This window comes from Streptomyces sp. KR80, assembly GCF_052245555.1.
Taxonomy (GTDB): domain Bacteria; phylum Actinomycetota; class Actinomycetes; order Streptomycetales; family Streptomycetaceae; genus Streptomyces.
Genome location: NZ_JBQQCD010000008.1, coordinates 96,412 through 110,843 on the forward strand (window position 1 = coordinate 96,412; position 14,432 = coordinate 110,843).

Annotated in this window: 14 protein-coding genes; 12 read left to right on the forward strand and 2 right to left on the reverse strand. The window is 71.8% G+C overall.

The window, feature by feature from the left end:
* Nucleotides 1–88: 88 nt before the first annotated feature.
* Nucleotides 89–880, reverse strand: a complete 792-nt coding sequence (locus ACTWQI_RS14360) for an SDR family NAD(P)-dependent oxidoreductase (RefSeq protein WP_443270472.1) — start codon at nucleotides 878–880, stop codon at nucleotides 89–91.
* Between the two features lie 57 nt (nucleotides 881–937).
* Between ACTWQI_RS14360 and ACTWQI_RS14365 the strand changes: the two genes are divergently transcribed.
* The 9 genes from ACTWQI_RS14365 (at nucleotide 938) to ACTWQI_RS14405 (ending at nucleotide 9,925) form a co-directional block, all read left to right on the forward strand.
* Nucleotides 938–2,479 (forward strand): amidase, encoded by a 1,542-nt coding sequence (locus ACTWQI_RS14365; RefSeq protein WP_443270473.1) that lies wholly within the window; start codon nucleotides 938–940, stop codon nucleotides 2,477–2,479.
* 142 nt (nucleotides 2,480–2,621) lie between these two features.
* Entirely contained in the window at nucleotides 2,622–3,200 is a 579-nt protein-coding gene (locus ACTWQI_RS14370; RefSeq protein ID WP_443270475.1) for a TetR/AcrR family transcriptional regulator, read from the forward strand.
* A 123-nt stretch (nucleotides 3,201–3,323) separates the two neighbouring features.
* On the forward strand, nucleotides 3,324–3,782 hold the full coding sequence (locus ACTWQI_RS14375; protein ID WP_443270477.1) for a hypothetical protein: 459 nt from the start codon (nucleotides 3,324–3,326) through the stop codon (nucleotides 3,780–3,782).
* 256 nt (nucleotides 3,783–4,038) lie between these two features.
* Nucleotides 4,039–4,758 carry a GntR family transcriptional regulator gene (locus ACTWQI_RS14380; RefSeq protein ID WP_443270729.1) on the forward strand — a complete coding sequence of 240 codons (720 nt, stop codon included), beginning with the start codon at nucleotides 4,039–4,041 and terminating at the stop codon, nucleotides 4,756–4,758.
* A gap of 290 nt (nucleotides 4,759–5,048) precedes the next feature.
* Nucleotides 5,049–6,188, forward strand: a complete 1,140-nt coding sequence (locus ACTWQI_RS14385; RefSeq protein ID WP_443270479.1) for an ROK family glucokinase — start codon at nucleotides 5,049–5,051, stop codon at nucleotides 6,186–6,188.
* Nucleotides 6,185–6,802, forward strand: a complete 618-nt coding sequence (locus tag ACTWQI_RS14390) for a hypothetical protein (RefSeq protein WP_443270480.1) — start codon at nucleotides 6,185–6,187, stop codon at nucleotides 6,800–6,802. The genes ACTWQI_RS14385 and ACTWQI_RS14390 overlap by 4 nt, the downstream gene beginning before the upstream one ends.
* A 228-nt stretch (nucleotides 6,803–7,030) precedes the next feature.
* Entirely contained in the window at nucleotides 7,031–8,359 is a 1,329-nt protein-coding gene (pcaDC, locus tag ACTWQI_RS14395; RefSeq protein WP_443270481.1) for a bifunctional 3-oxoadipate enol-lactonase/4-carboxymuconolactone decarboxylase PcaDC, read from the forward strand.
* Between the two features lie 46 nt (nucleotides 8,360–8,405).
* Nucleotides 8,406–9,050 carry an MBL fold metallo-hydrolase gene (locus ACTWQI_RS14400; RefSeq protein WP_443270482.1) on the forward strand — a complete coding sequence of 215 codons (645 nt, stop codon included), beginning with the start codon at nucleotides 8,406–8,408 and terminating at the stop codon, nucleotides 9,048–9,050.
* A 95-nt stretch (nucleotides 9,051–9,145) separates the two neighbouring features.
* Nucleotides 9,146–9,925: an exodeoxyribonuclease III gene (locus ACTWQI_RS14405; protein ID WP_443270483.1), complete on the forward strand. Its 780-nt coding sequence runs from the start codon at nucleotides 9,146–9,148 to the stop codon at nucleotides 9,923–9,925.
* A gap of 227 nt (nucleotides 9,926–10,152) precedes the next feature.
* Here the strand turns inward: ACTWQI_RS14405 and ACTWQI_RS14410 are convergent, their stop codons facing one another.
* The gene (locus tag ACTWQI_RS14410; RefSeq protein ID WP_443270485.1) at nucleotides 10,153–11,958 is read right to left on the reverse strand and encodes an SGNH/GDSL hydrolase family protein; all 1,806 of its coding nucleotides are present in this window, start codon (nucleotides 11,956–11,958) and stop codon (nucleotides 10,153–10,155) included.
* Nucleotides 11,959–12,119: 161 nt separating this feature from the next.
* Here ACTWQI_RS14410 and ACTWQI_RS14415 point away from each other — a divergent pair, with 161 nt between their 5' ends.
* The 3 genes from ACTWQI_RS14415 to ACTWQI_RS14425 all read left to right on the forward strand — a co-directional run bounded on the left by ACTWQI_RS14415 (nucleotide 12,120) and on the right by ACTWQI_RS14425 (nucleotide 14,430).
* Complete coding sequence (locus ACTWQI_RS14415; RefSeq protein ID WP_443270487.1) at nucleotides 12,120–12,569, forward strand: DUF6278 family protein; 450 nt, start codon at nucleotides 12,120–12,122, stop codon at nucleotides 12,567–12,569.
* Between the two features lie 154 nt (nucleotides 12,570–12,723).
* Nucleotides 12,724–13,494 (forward strand): amino acid ABC transporter ATP-binding protein, encoded by a 771-nt coding sequence (locus ACTWQI_RS14420; RefSeq protein WP_443270489.1) that lies wholly within the window; start codon nucleotides 12,724–12,726, stop codon nucleotides 13,492–13,494.
* An 18-nt stretch (nucleotides 13,495–13,512) separates the two neighbouring features.
* Nucleotides 13,513–14,430: a glutamate ABC transporter substrate-binding protein gene (locus tag ACTWQI_RS14425; RefSeq protein ID WP_443270491.1), complete on the forward strand. Its 918-nt coding sequence runs from the start codon at nucleotides 13,513–13,515 to the stop codon at nucleotides 14,428–14,430.
* The last annotated feature ends 2 nt before the right edge of the window (nucleotides 14,431–14,432 follow it).

Sequence of the window (14,432 nt, forward strand, 5' to 3'; positions counted from 1 at the left end):
TGACCGGATCCGCCGGACGCGCCTCCGGCGCACGAGCCGCACCCTAAGCGCGGCGGCCGCTTTCCCCCACGAGCGGCCGCCGCTTCTCTCAACGGGATGTCCGCTGGGCGTCCACGATCTGCCCGACCGTGCGCTCGGCTCCCGACCTGCGCTGCACCTTCTCGGCGAAGCCGGGGAACTGGCCGGCGATGGCGCTGAGCATCCGCATCTCCAGGGGTGCGACGTTGACTTCACACAGATCGCGCTCGATGGCCCGGATGACCCCCGCCGCCACCTGGCCGGGGGAGACCGTGCGCATACCGGCGGGCGGGGTGGCGCCCGTGGCGGCGAACATGCCCGCGTCCCGTACGAATCCGGGCTGGATCAGCGACACCCCCACCCCGGTGCCGTGCAGATCCTGGCGGAACCCGAGTGCGAAGCCGCGCAGCCCGAACTTCGTCGCGTTGTAGAGGGACGAGGACTTGGTGGCGGCCTTGCCGGAGATCGATCCGACGAACGCGAGGTGGCCCCGGCCCGCTTCGACCATGCGCGGGGCGAGCAGCCGGGCCAGCATGACCGGGGCGCGGAGGTTGACGGACAGGGCGCGGTCGGTCTGTTCGGGTGTGTAGTCGAGGAGTTCGCCGCTGGCGGGCAGGGCGGCGTTGGCGATGAGGATGTCGGCGTCGGCGCAGGCGTCGGCGAGGTGGGTGACCTGCGCCGGGTCGACGAGGTCGGTGACGACGGCGCGGGCGTCGAGCTCGGCGGCGAGCGGCTCGAGAGCCTCGGCGCGGCGCCCGGTGAGCACCAACTTCGCGCCTTTCCGGGCGAGTTCGCGAGCGAGGGTCTGACCGATGCCGCCCGTCACGCCGGTGAGGAGAACGGTTGATCCGGTGATGCGCATGCGAGTAGCCTCCCGAGGACTGTTCGTTCGAACGAACGATAAAGAGGAGGGGGCACCGTGTCCACAGGTACATTCACCGGACTCGTAGAACAGGCCCGATTGCTGGCAGCGGGCGATACGACGTCCGTGGCGCTGGTGTGGGACGCGCTGACCCGCATCGAAGGTACCCGGGACACGCTCAACGCCTTCCGCTGTATACGCGCCGCAGCCGCACTGGAGGAGGCGGAGCAGGCCGACCGGAGGCTCGCCGCGGGGGAGAGGCTGCCCCTGCTGGGTGTGCCGATCGCGGTCAAGGACGACACGGACGTCGCCGGACTGCCGACGCGCTTCGGCTGTCAGGGGGAGTTCGCACCGGTGGTCGCCGACGCCGAGCCGGTGCGGCGGCTGCGCGCGGCCGGAGCAGTGATCGTCGGCAAGACCAACGCCTGCGAACTCGGCCAGTGGCCCTTCACCGAGGGCCCGGCCTTCGGCGCCACCCGCAACCCCTGGAACACCGCTTACACCCCCGGCGGCTCCTCCGGAGGATCCGCCGCGGCCGTCGCAGCCGGACTCGTCCCCGCCGCTCTCGGATCCGACGGCGCGGGCTCCATCCGGATCCCCGCGGCGTGGACGCACCTCGTGGGCATCAAGCCCCAGCGCGGCCGGGTGTCCCTGTACCCCTACACCGACGCCTTCCAAGGCCTGGCGGTCTTCGGCCCGCTGGCCCGTACGGTCCGGGACGCCGCCCTGCTCCTGGACACCGTCGCGGGCCCGCACCCGGAGGACCTGCACCGGCCCCGGCCGGTCAGCGCACTCGAGGCCGCGGGCCGCGAACCGGGTCGGCTGCGCATAGCCCTCGCCTGGCGGCCTCCGCTGACCGCCACCCGCGCTCCGGTCCACCCCGACGTGCGCCGCGCGGTCACCCGTATCGCCGAGGCGCTCGCCCGCCTGGGCCACCATGTCGAGGAGGCGCGGCCCCGCTACGGCCTGATCGGGCTGAGCTTCGTACCACGGGCCACCGCCGGAGTCGCGGAGATCGCCGCTCTGCACCCCGAGCCCGGCCGGCTCGACCCGCGCACGCGCGGTGCGGTCCGCACCGGCAAGCGGCTCGGCGGCCGTGCCCTGCGCATCGCCCGCGCCCGCGAGGCCCACCAGCACCGCAGGATCGGCGCGATCTACGACAGGGGTGGATTCGACGTCGTACTCACCCCGACCACCGCCGCCCCGCCACCGCGTATCGGCGCATTCGACGGGCTGAACGCCTTGCGAACGGATGCGACGATGGCCGCGGCCTGCCCGTACGCCTGGCCGTGGAACGTCCTCGGCTGGCCCGGCGTGAACGTCCCCGCGGGCTTGACGAGCGAGGGGCTGCCGGTCGGTGCCCAACTGCTGGGCACGGAGGGCAGTGAGGAGCTGCTGATCTCGCTCGCGGCCCAACTCGAGGACGACCAGCGCTGGTACGAGCAGCGGCCCGCCGTCACTCCGGCCGCGAGCGAGCCGAAGGGCGCCGCGCCGGTGTGGACCACCGGCGGCGGTGGCGCGGGGAACGCTCCGAAGGGGACTTCCGCGACTTCCCCCCAGCCGTGGCCGGGCGAGAAGCCGAACGGGGGCCGTGTCTAGTGGCGTGGGGGCACCCCCGCCAAGGGCCTGGGGAGAGCGATGGCGCCGCCCGCGCTGCTCGTACCCGCAGCTCGGCTGCGGGCGCTGCGAGCACCCCGAAGGCACGGGCCGCGGCGCGCGCCCGGGTGGGACAATGACCGGCATGACTGCCACGCCCAAGCCCGCCGACACCCGGCAGAACATCATCGACGCCGTCCTGCGGATCATCGGCCGGGACGGCGTCGCGGCGGTCACCAACCGGCGGATCGCCAAGGAGGCCGGGGTCTCCCTCGGCTCGGTCACCTACCACTTCGAGACCCAGCACGAGCTGCTGCGGGAGAGCCTGCTGCACTTCGTCGCGGAGGAGACCCGGCGCTTCACCGAACTCGCCGACCAGTGCCGGTCCGAGGGGATCGACGTCGAGCGGGCCGCCGCGGTGGTGGGGCAGGTCGCGGGGGGCATGGAGTTCGACAGCCGGCACATCGCCCCCTTCGAGCTGTACGTCCAGGCCGGTCGGGACGTGCGACTGCGCGCCGCCGCGGCGGAGTGCTTCGCCGCGTACGACCGCCTGGCCGCGCAGATCCTGAACGCACTGGGCGTGCCGGACGCCGAACGCCTGGCGAGTACGGCCGTCGCGATGGTCTTCGGGCAGCAGCTGCGCCGGCTGGCCACGGGCTCGTCCGCGGAGGACCTCGTCGACGCCCTGCTGCTGCTCACCCGTGCGGCGGCGCGGACCGGTTGACGGGACGCCGTACAACCCATAAGAGGTTTCGGGGGTCTTGTTTCTGTGCGTGGGGAGAGCGGGCCGTCATGGGGGAGCGGCAGGGCTTCTCCGACCCTCTCGGCCGCGCGCATGGGGGACAGCATGACGACGCCCGACATCCGTACGCTCGCTCGGCGGGGTGTCGCCCTCGCCGCGGCGGTGGCCGCCCTCGGCACGGTGAGTGCGGCCGGGGCCCAGGCCGTCGGCGACCGAGGGCGGCAGCCAGTGGAGGCCCGGCAGATCGCCTCGTCCGTCCTGGGGCGGGACCACAAGATCACGCTGACCGCGCTGCGGTCCACGCAGGACCCGTACGCCGCGTCGGTGCGCCTGCAGGTGTACGCCGACCGGGGCGGTGCGTGGCAGGAGACGGACCGGGTCACCGTCGGCGAGGCGGACGGCTGGTTCTGGTATCCGCTGACCGGCAGCCACGCGGTCTGCGAGTTCACGACCGCGAGCACGAACCCCGCCCCGATCGCGGTGAGCCTGCTGGTCACCCCCTCGATCGGCTGCTCCGCCACCGAACGCTACGAGCTGCGGGACGGGCGGATCCACCCCGGATGACCGGCTGGGAGCGGAACGGTCGCACGCGGGGCCGAGGGGTGGCCCGGTCCGGGACGGCCGTCCCGGACCGGGCCCTCGGCACGCACTGTGGTCGTGGGAAGCCGCCAGCGGCGGGGCGGTCTGCCGGGATCGCCAGCCGCCGGCAGCTGCATGTCCGGACAATCGGACTTCACGACTTCCCGTCATGTGCCCTGACGGCTACGCTCGCCCCGTGGCGAAGCACGAGACGCACCCGACAGGGTCTCTCCAGCTCAGGGTGGACCGGAGCAGCCCGGTCCCGCTCTACTTCCAGCTGTCCCAGCAGCTTGAGGCGGCGATCGAGAAGGGCAGGCTCGCCCCGGGCAGTCTGCTCGGCAACGAGATCGAGCTCGCCGGCCGCCTCGGCCTGTCCCGGCCCACTGTCCGGCAGGCCATCCAGTCGCTGGTCGACAAGGGTCTTCTCGTACGCCGCCGGGGTGTGGGCACTCAAGTGGTGCACAGTCAGGTCAAGCGCCCGCTCGAGCTGAGCAGCCTCTTCGACGACCTCGAAGCCGCAGGGCAGCGCCCCGCCACCCGCGTCCTGCACAACGCCACCGAGCCCGCGACCGCCGAGGTCGCCGCGGCTCTCGGTGTCTCCGAAGGGGCCGACGTGATCCTGATCGAGCGGCTGCGCTTCGCCTACGACGAGCCGGTGGCCCATTTGCGCAACCACCTCCCCGTAGGTCTGCTGCCCCTCGACACCGAGCGGCTGGAGGCGACCGGCCTCTACCGTCTGATGCGCGAGGCGGGCATCACCCTGCACAGCGCTCGCCAGGCGGTCGGCGCGCGGGCCGCGAGCGCCGAGGAGGGGGAGGAACTGGGGGAGCCGGAAGGGGCCCCGCTGCTCACGATGCAGCGGACGACCTTCGACGACACCGGTCGCGCCGTCGAGTTCGGTTCGCACATCTACCGCGCCTCCCGCTACGCCTTCGAGTTCCAGCTGCTCGTCCGCGGCTGAGCGGCACCCCACCACGGACGCCCTCCTCGGACACCCCCGGGCGACTCCACACATCGCCCCGCGGGCCGCCCGCAACCGCCCCCCGCCCCCGCGCGCGGGCACCGGGCGAGGAGAGGGCATCAGGAAGCCCCGGCTCCGTTCATGCGGCACAATCGGCAGCGTCGCCCACGACCATCCACGATCACCCGAGGCCACACGCGCGGCCTCCCGAGACCCTCCGGGACGAGACGACCCTTGCGAGCCGGCACCCGCAGCGACCGCACGCCCCGTGTACGCGAAGAGGTCATGCGATGAGCACCTACCGCGAGTTCGTGCACCGTGGCTCGGCCCGCGCCACGGTGTTCCGCGCCGTCGGCACCCGTGAGCGCCGCTCGCACCTCACGGCGCCCCGCGTCAACACCGTCGGCATCGACATCGGCGGCACCAAGGTCGCCGCGGGTGTCGTCGACGCCGACGGCAACATCCTCGAGAAGCTGCGCACCGAGACCCCCGACAAGTCCAAGAGCCCCAAGGTCGTCGAGGACACCATCGTCGAGCTGGTCCTCGACCTCTCCGATCGGCACGACGTCCACGCCATCGGCATCGGCGCGGCCGGCTGGGTCGACGCCGACCGCTCCCGGGTGCTCTTCGCGCCGCACCTGTCCTGGCGCGACGAGCCGCTGCGCGACGCCCTCGCCGCCCGGCTCGCCGTCCCCGTGATGGTCGACAACGACGCCAATACCGCCGCCTGGGCGGAGTGGCGATTCGGTGCCGGCCGCGGCGAGGACCACCTCGTCATGATCACCCTCGGGACCGGCATCGGCGGCGCCATCCTCGAGGACGGCCAGGTCAAGCGGGGCCGCTACGGCGTCGCCGGTGAGTTCGGCCACATGCAGGTGGTGCCCGGCGGCCACCGCTGCCCGTGCGGCAACCGGGGCTGCTGGGAGCAGTACAGCTCCGGCAACGCCCTGGTCCGCGAGGCCCGCGAGCTCGCCGTGGCCGACTCCCCGGTCGCGTACAACATCATCGACCGCGTCAAGGGCAACATCTCCGACATCACCGGGCCGCTGATCACCGAGCTGGCCCGTGAGGGCGACGCCATGTGCGTCGAGCTGTTGCAGGATATCGGCCAGTGGCTCGGCGTGGGCATCGCCAACCTGGCCGCCGCCCTCGACCCCTCCTGCTTCGTCGTCGGCGGCGGCGTCAGCGCGGCCGACGACCTGCTCATCGGCCCCGCGCGGGATGCCTTCCGCCGCCACCTGACCGGCCGCGGCTACCGACCCGAAGCCCGTATCATCAAGGCTCAGCTCGGCAATGAGGCAGGCCTCGTCGGCGCCGCCGACCTGGCGCGACTCGTCGCCCGCCGCTTCCGGCGCGCCAACCGCCGCCGCGTCGAGCGCTATGAGCGCTACGAGCGCTACGCCCAGGCCGTCAGAGGGAGCCGACGATGACCATGGCCGACCACCCGGCCGTACCCCGACAGGTGCCGCCGCCCGGCGGTGGCTCCGGCGACGGTTCCGGCGGCGGTGACGATTCGGAGCGGCCACAGGGCCCCAGTCTTCGCCGCCGGGTACTCACCCTGCTGGTCGTCGTGCTGCTCATCGGCGTCCCCGCCGGCTATCTGGTGATCTCCGCCGAGCAGAGCCGGGACAGCGGCAGGGACAAGGAGGGACGTGCCGCGGCCACCGGCCTCACCGCCGGCTGGCCGCCGAAGGTCACGCGCCGTATCTACCATGTGCCGATTCCGCCGTACTCGGCCGACGTCGCCTGGTACGAGACCAACTCCTGGAAGATCAGCAAGCTGTACGTGCAGTTCATCACGTCCAATGAAGGGCTGGACCGGTTCCTGGGCAGGATCGGAACCAGCAGGGCTGCCCTGGAGCAGGGCAAGGGAGCCGTGACCGCCAAGGAGGCCGCCACCGTCGGCTGGAGCCTCGGCTCCGGTGAGAACTGGGCCGGTCTGGTGAACACCGAGCCCGACCCGCGGCCCGTCCAGAACATCACCGTCGACCTCAGCAACAAGGCCCACCCCAAGGTCTACATCGTCTCCACCGTGACCCCCTGAGACAGCCGGGCGCCCGCTGCCGGATGTGCCGCTCAGCTCTCGCTGGGGGTGCCCCCAGGCCGCATGGGCGGCGGACACCGCCCCGGTGAAGCGACGAGGGCGTCCGAGGGAAGTGCGACGCCGACGGCGAGGCCGGGTGTGCGGCGTGGTTCGGCTCCGGCGCGCGGGACAGAGCCACCGGTACGGGTGCGACTTTGTTGTGACAGAACCGCCGGATAGCTTGAACGGGTGAGCGAGACGAAGACCCTTCCACCCCTGCAGCACCGGATCGAGGGCCCCGAGGGCGCCCCCGTCCTCGTCCTCGGTCCCGCCCTGGGCACCACCTGGCACATGTGGGACCGGCAGGTACCCGAGCTGACCCGGCACTGGCGTGTCCTGCGGTACGACCTGCCGGGTCACGGCGGTGCTCCCGCCCACCCCGCCGCTTCGGTCACCGATCTCGCCGACCGCGTGCTCGCCACCCTCGACGAGCTGGGCGTCGAGCGGTTCGGCTACGGGGGCTGCGGCATCGGCGCCGCCGTCGGCGCCGAGCTGGCACTCCGGCAGTCCGACGGGGCCCAGACCTCGGGGCACGGGCGGCTCGCCGCGCTGGCGCTGATCTCCGCCGCCCCCCGCTTCGGCACCGCCGACGAGTACCGGCAGCGCGGGGTGATCGTCCGTACCAACGGGCTGGACCCGATCGCCCACTCCGTCCCCGACCGCTGGTTCACCCCCGGCTTCTCGGCCGCGCAGCAGGCGATCGTCGAGTGGTCGGTCCAGATGGTGCGCACCACCGACCCGGGCTGCTACATCGCCGCATGTGAGGCGCTGGCCTCCTTCGACGTCCGTGCGGAGCTGGGCAGGATCGCCGTGCCCACGCTGGTGCTCGCCGGGTCCGAGGACCGGGTGACCACGCAGGCCGACGCCCGCGTGCTGGTCGCCGGAATACCGGACGCCCGGCTCGCGCTCGTCCCCAATACCGCCCACCTGGCGCCCGTCGAACAGCCCGCCGCCGTCACCGACCTGCTGGTCCGTCATGTCACCACGTCGTGGCAGGACACGGTCCCGGCGATCAGTGTGCCCGCCGCGAAGCCGGCCGAGGCGCCCGCGCAGACCCTCGCGCCCGCCGTACCGCCGATCGGTCCGATCGCCGAACTCACCGGCGGGGAGGCCCCGCCGGAGGTCCCGGCCGGCCGACCCGACCCGTACGACACGGGCATGAAGGTGCGTCGTGACGTGCTCGGTGACGCCCACGTGGACCGGATCGCGGCCGGCGCCGACGACTTCACCCGCGACTTCGAGGACCTCCTCACCCGCTACGCCTGGGGAGAGGTGTGGAGCCGGCCCGGCATCGACCGCCGCACCCGCAGCGTCATCACCCTCACCGCGCTGGTGGCCGGCGGCCACCACGACGAGCTGGCGTTCCACACCCGCGCCGCGCTGCGCAACGGACTCACCCCCGCCGAGATCAAGGAGGTCCTGCTGCAGACTGCGGTCTACTGCGGCGTGTCGGCCGCGAACTCGGCGTTCCGGGTGGCGCAGAAGGTCATACGGCAGGAGACCACACCCGAGCGGTAGCGGGCAGGATGGTGCCGGTAGAGATCACGAGTCACGGAGGACCGCTGTGCAGCTCACCAAGAAGGGGCACGCCTGCATCCGGCTGGAGAAGGACGGCCAGGTGCTCGTCATCGACCCGGGAACCTTCAGCGAGGAGGACGCGGCGGTCGGCGCCGACGCGGTGCTGGTGACCCACGAGCACCTCGACCACTTCAACGAGGACCGGCTGCGGGTCGCCCTGGACGCCCATCCCGCTGCCGAGATCTGGACCCTGCGCAGCGTCGCCGACCAGATCTCCGCGGCGTTCCCGGGCCGGGTGCACACCGTCGGTCACGGTGACACCTTCACGGCCGCGGGATTCGAGGTCGAGGTGCACGGCGAGCTGCACGCCGTGATCCACCCGGACATCCCGCGGATCACCAACGTCGGCTATCTCGTGGACGACTGCCTCTTCCACCCGGGCGACGCGCTCACCGTCCCCGGCCGTCCGGTCGAGACGCTGATGCTGCCGGTGCACGCGCCCTGGAACAAGGTGGCCGAGGTGATCGACTACCTCCGCGAGGTCAAGCCGCAGCGGGCCATCGACATCCACGACGGTCTGCTGACCGACATCGCCCGGCCGGTGTACGACCGGATGCTGGGCCCGGACGGGCCGGGCGTCGGCGGAGCGCGGCACGGCCGGCTTGCCCCGGGCGAGACGCTCTCCGTCTGACGCTCTCCCTCCGGCGCGGCCCGGTGCCCCGGCCCGGTCATCCCGGCCGTTGACTCGGGGCCTGGCTGTCGTTGCCGGGCGGTACATTCATGTCCATGCGCATCGCCACCTGGAACGTCAATTCGATCACCGCCCGGCTGCCACGGTTGCTGGCCTGGCTGGAGAGCAGCGGCACCGACGTCCTGTGCCTGCAGGAGACCAAGTGCACCGAGGAGCAGTTCCCGCGTCAGCAGCTGCGGGAGCTCGGCTATGAGGCGGCGGTCAACGCGGACGGCCGGTGGAACGGCGTGGCGGTGGTCTCCCGGGTCGGCCTCGACGCCGTGACCTCCGGGTTGCCGGGTGGCCCGGACTACGACGGTGCGCAGGAGCCCCGCGCCATAGCGGCGACCTGCGACGGCGTCCGCGTCTGGTCGGTGTACGTGCCGAACGGACGCGAGGTGGACCATGCGCACTTCGCGTACAAGTTGAAGTGGCTTGAGGCGCTCGGTGCCGCCGTGACCGGCGACGCGGCGGCGGAGCGCCCCTTCGCGGTGCTCGGCGACTTCAACATCGCGCCGACCGACGACGACGTCTGGGACCGGTCCGCCTTCGAGGGCCTCACCCATGTCACCCCGGCCGAGCGGGCCGCGCTCGAAGCGCTGCGTGGACTCGGCCTGACCGACGTCGTGCCGCGGCCGCTGAAGTACGACCACCCGTACACCTACTGGGACTACCGCCAGCTCTGCTTCCCCAAGAACCGGGGCATGCGCATTGATCTGGTCTACGGCAACGAGTCCTTCGCGGGCGCGGTGAAGGACGGTTACGTCGACCGTGAGGAGCGCAAGGGCAAGGGTGCGTCCGACCACGCCCCGGTCGTGGTGGACCTGGAGCTCTGAGAGCCGGTGTGTGGGCATTCGTTCCTCCCCCAGCTAACGCTGGGAGGTGCCCCCAGGCGGAACGGGTGGGCACACACCGGCCCGCACCCGGCGACGTACGCAAACCCCCGCCGAGGGGCTTCCGTTTCGTACGGGGCTGCACGCCGGTGGTCGCGTTGTGCCCACCCTCCCCCAGCTACCGCTGGGGGTGCCCCCAGCCCTGCGGAACGAATGCCCACAACGTGCGCTTACGGTACGAGCTTGCGCAGGTCGATCGACTCGGCCATCGCGCGCAGCCCGGCGTCCCCGGGATGCAGGTGGTCGCCGCTGTCGTAGGCGGGGAGCATCCGCTGCGGCCGCTCCGGATCGCGGATCACCGCGTCGAAGTCCAGCACGGCGTCGAACGCCCCGCCGTTGTTCCGCAGATACGCATTGACGGCGGTGCGCCGCGCATCGACCTCCGACGTGCAGCCGGGGTACCCCTCGCACGGCACGACGGTCGCCGCGACCACCCGCAGCCCGCGGGCGCGCGCCCGGTCTGCGATGGACCGCAGCCCGGCGATCACCTCGTCCGCCGAGGTACCCCATCGGACATCGTTGATCCCCTCGAAGACCACGACCGTGCGGGCCCCGGTCTGGGCCAGCACATCGCGGTCCAGCCGGTGTTGCGCGCTCACCCCGCCCGTATCGGTGCTGACCCCGTCGCCCGGGTAGCGGTCGGTGACGACCCGGTTCGCGGAGATCCCGTGGTTGAGCACCCCGTACCGCGGCACCTGCGACTGTGCCTGCAGCCGCCGGGCCAGCACATCCGGCCACCGCCGGTTGCCGTCGACCGTCGACTTGTCCCCGTCGGTGATCGAGTCGCCGAGGGCCACTACGGACCCGGGCCCGCCGCCCACGTCGAGCCCGGTCAGGAACGGCCAGGAGGTGATCGTGCCGGGGTACGCCGCCCCGCCGCTGTCGCCCGTACGGTCGCCGCTGCCCGCTGCGCTCACATATGAGTGCTGGAAGGCACGCGCGTGCACCGGAACCGCCGCCACAGTGCCCGGCAGATGGATGCTGACCAGCAGATTCGCCTGGGCGGGTACGGCGAAGCCGAGCGGGTCGCTGAACACCTCGGCCCCCGCCGGTATCTGGGTGCCCGGCTTCCCGGAGAACGCGAGGCGCTTCGGTGCACTCGTCGCCGCCGCCCCGGCGCGCTGCACCGCGATCGACGCATGCCCGATGTGCACCGGCGCGGCCGCGAAGGTGTTGGCGAGCCGGATACGGGCCCGGGGCCCGCCCGTACTGGTGTGGACGACCAGCCTCAGCGTCTGGTCCGTCCACGGCCCGGCATTCGCGTAACCGCCGGTGCTCGCCGACCAGCTTCCGGTCCACCCCTGTGCCGGGGAGCGCACGGCGGCCGCGAAGACGTGCAGATCGGCGTCCGGCCCGGGATCCGCGGGCAGCACCACCGAGGCGATCTCACGGTCGCGCGCGGCCGGCACGGTGACCGCGTACAGCCGGACCTTCTCCGTCCGTTGTCCGCTCGGGGAGTTGATGTGCGGGAGCGCGACGACCTTGGTGCTCAGCGGTCCGGTGCGCCAGTCGGGCGCGGAGAGGGCGAACGCCGTGCGGGAGCCGTCCTGGTAGTGAACGGTGCCGGTGCCGGTCGCCCCGCCGGGGCTTCCGGTCCCCGCGACCAGGAAGGACAGCGCGTCACCCCGGCCGGTCAGCTGGACCGCCTGCCCGTTCGCCCGGACGTTGTCGGGCCGCCCGGGGGCGGATCGGGGCCAGGTCAGGCGGGCCCCGTCGATGGCGAGGGTACGGCCCGAGGTCCAGCCCGCGGCCGTCAGGTCCTGTGCGGAGAGCGACTGCCCGGCTCCGTCGAAGTCGGCTTCCGACGGCCGGGCGTCATCGCTGACGGCCCGGTTGTCGAAGAGCCGCTCCAGGGGGAGCGGCTCCGTGCGGCGTTCCGTTGCGACGGCGGGTGCGGCCGCCGCGGTGAGGGCGAGGGCCGCTCCTCCCACGACGATCGCGATCCCGGTCGCAGTCCCACGTCTTGCCACGAGCATGGCCGTCCCCTCCCGCATCCGAATGTGATCCGACAGGTGCGCGATGAACGTAGGAAGGCGGGTGAGGGCCGTCAATGATCCCGGCAGCGAACTCCGGCTGAATTTGCGCCACGGAGCGTGCCTGTGGTGCGGAACGTGCTCCGAATGCGAACCTGAGTGGCATGAACATCCATTTCCTGGAGAACTGGCGCAAGCGACATGGTCCTGCGCGGGGCGTCTCCGTGATGGGCGCGGCCGAGGACGCCGAGGCCGACGCCGAAGGGGTGGCCGAACTCCTCTCCGAGTGCGGGCTGCTGCGCAGCCAGGCGTCCTCCGTGGGGCTCGAACTCGACGACTCGGCCCGTTCCTTGGAGGCCCTGGACCAGCTGCTGCCGCGCTGGCGCGACGACCCCGAGGAGCTTCCCTGGCTGGGCAACGACGCCGGCCTCTACTTGGGGACGGTGATCGTCCGTACGGTGCCGGGCGCGGCCTGGCAGGTGTGGCCGAACGGGCAGCCCGTGGTCAGACTCGCCTCCGGCCGGGAGATCGACGTCGTGGAGGCGGGTCTCGACTGGGCGGTCAGCGGGGCGCCCGAGCTGTCCCAGGTGTACGCGGAGGCATCCGAGGACTGAGTCCCGGCGCACCTATAGCCGCCCAGGTCCGGCACCACGGCGGCGGCAACACAATACGGATATTCCCCCCTCGGTGCGTGTCGAGGCGCCGTGCCACATGTGGCTGGATACGTTGCCCAGACCGCGACACAGCTGAGAGTGGGCAGGGCTGGGTATGGCCACCGAAGGAGCCGAGACCGTCTCCACAGCCGATCTGTTGGTCGAGCTGCGCGACGTGAACAAGCACTACGGACAGCTGCACGTCCTCCAGAGCATCAACCTCACCGTCGGCCGCGGGGAGGTGGTCGTGGTCATCGGCCCGTCCGGCTCCGGCAAGTCCACGCTCTGCCGGGCGATCAACCGCCTGGAGACCATCGAGTCGGGCACGATCAGGATCGACGGGAAGCCGTTGCCCGAGGAGGGCAAGGAGCTCGCGAAGCTGCGCGCCGACGTCGGCATGGTCTTCCAGTCCTTCAACCTCTTCGCCCATAAGACGGTGCTGGAGAACGTATCCCTCGCTCCGATCAAGGTCCGCAGGCGGAAGAAGGAGGACGCCGAGCGGCGAGCCATGGAGCTGCTCGACCGCGTGGGCCTGGCCGACCAGGCACCCAAGTACCCGGCGCAGCTCTCCGGCGGCCAGCAGCAGCGGGTGGCCATCGCCCGGGCCCTGGCCATGAATCCGAAGGTGATGCTCTTCGACGAGCCGACCTCCGCTCTCGACCCGGAGATGATCAACGAGGTGCTGGAGGTCATGCGGCAGCTCGCCCGCGAGGGCATGACGATGGTCGTCGTCACCCACGAGATGGGCTTCGCCCGCGCCTCCGCGAATCGCGTGGTCTTCATGGACGGCGGCCGGATCGTCGAGGACCGCGCCCCCGAGGCGTTCTTCACCGCCCCCGAGAGCGACCGCGCCAAGGACTTCATGTCCAAGATCCTCAAGCACTGAGCGGGAGAGGTGACGGACATGAACCGTACGATCGCCGCGCTCGTCCTCGCCGCGCTCACCTCGCTCGCCCTGCTCTCGGCAGCAGCCTGCGGCAAGGAGGGCAGCCCCCCGGTCAAGGGCCCGCAGCCCGAACAGCTGCCTCGCTACGAGGTGAACCGCGGCTTCGAGCTGCCCGACTCCCCGACTTGGCGCAGTGCGAAGGACCGAGGCCACTTCGTCGTCGGCGCCAAAGAAGACCAGCCGTTCCTCGGTGAGAAGGACCCGGCCACCGGTGTCTACTCGGGCTTGGACATCGAGATCGCCAAGATGATGTCCGCCTCGCTCGGCTTCGACCCCAAGACCATCGAGTTCAAGACGATCGCCTCCGCGAACCGCGAGACCGCCCTGCAGAACGGTCAGATCGACTACTACGTGGGCACGTACACCATCAACGATCTGCGCAAGAAGCAGGTCGGGTTCGCGGGCCCGTACTACATGGCGGGGCAGTCCCTGCTCGTCCGCACCGACGAGACCGATATCGAGGGCCCGCAGGACCTGGACGGCAAGATCGTCTGCTCCGCGGCCGGTTCGACCCCGCTGCAGCGCATCCAGGAGGAGTACCCGGAGGCGGACCCCGTCGCGTACGACACGTATTCGGTCTGCGTGGACAACCTCCTCACCCTCCAGGTGGACGCCGTCACCACGGACGACACGATCCTGCTGGGCTACGCGGCGAAGGTGCCCGACGAGCTGAAGGTGGTCGGCGAGACGTTCTCCGACGAGCCGTACGGCATCGGCGTCCCCAGGAACGACAACGCGCTGCGCTTCGCGCTCGACGACGCCATCGAGGCCAACCAGAAGAACGGCAACTGGAAGAAGGCGTACGACGCCACCCTCGGACTCTCCGGAAAGCCTGCCCCCGAGCCGCCCCCGATCGACCGCTACCCGGCGGGCTGAGT

Coding starts and splice junctions, on each gene's coding strand:
- ACTWQI_RS14390 (WP_443270480.1), top strand. CDS start 6,185: ATGACCATGGCCGACCACCCGGCCGTACCCCGACAGGTGCCGCCGCCC.
- ACTWQI_RS14410 (WP_443270485.1), bottom strand. CDS start 11,958: ATGCTCGTGGCAAGACGTGGGACTGCGACCGGGATCGCGATCGTCGTG.
- ACTWQI_RS14405 (WP_443270483.1), top strand. CDS start 9,146: ATGCGCATCGCCACCTGGAACGTCAATTCGATCACCGCCCGGCTGCCA.
- ACTWQI_RS14420 (WP_443270489.1), top strand. CDS start 12,724: ATGGCCACCGAAGGAGCCGAGACCGTCTCCACAGCCGATCTGTTGGTC.
- ACTWQI_RS14425 (WP_443270491.1), top strand. CDS start 13,513: ATGAACCGTACGATCGCCGCGCTCGTCCTCGCCGCGCTCACCTCGCTC.
- ACTWQI_RS14385 (WP_443270479.1), top strand. CDS start 5,049: ATGAGCACCTACCGCGAGTTCGTGCACCGTGGCTCGGCCCGCGCCACG.
- ACTWQI_RS14375 (WP_443270477.1), top strand. CDS start 3,324: ATGACGACGCCCGACATCCGTACGCTCGCTCGGCGGGGTGTCGCCCTC.
- ACTWQI_RS14370 (WP_443270475.1), top strand. CDS start 2,622: ATGACTGCCACGCCCAAGCCCGCCGACACCCGGCAGAACATCATCGAC.
- ACTWQI_RS14415 (WP_443270487.1), top strand. CDS start 12,120: ATGAACATCCATTTCCTGGAGAACTGGCGCAAGCGACATGGTCCTGCG.
- ACTWQI_RS14360 (WP_443270472.1), bottom strand. CDS start 880: ATGCGCATCACCGGATCAACCGTTCTCCTCACCGGCGTGACGGGCGGC.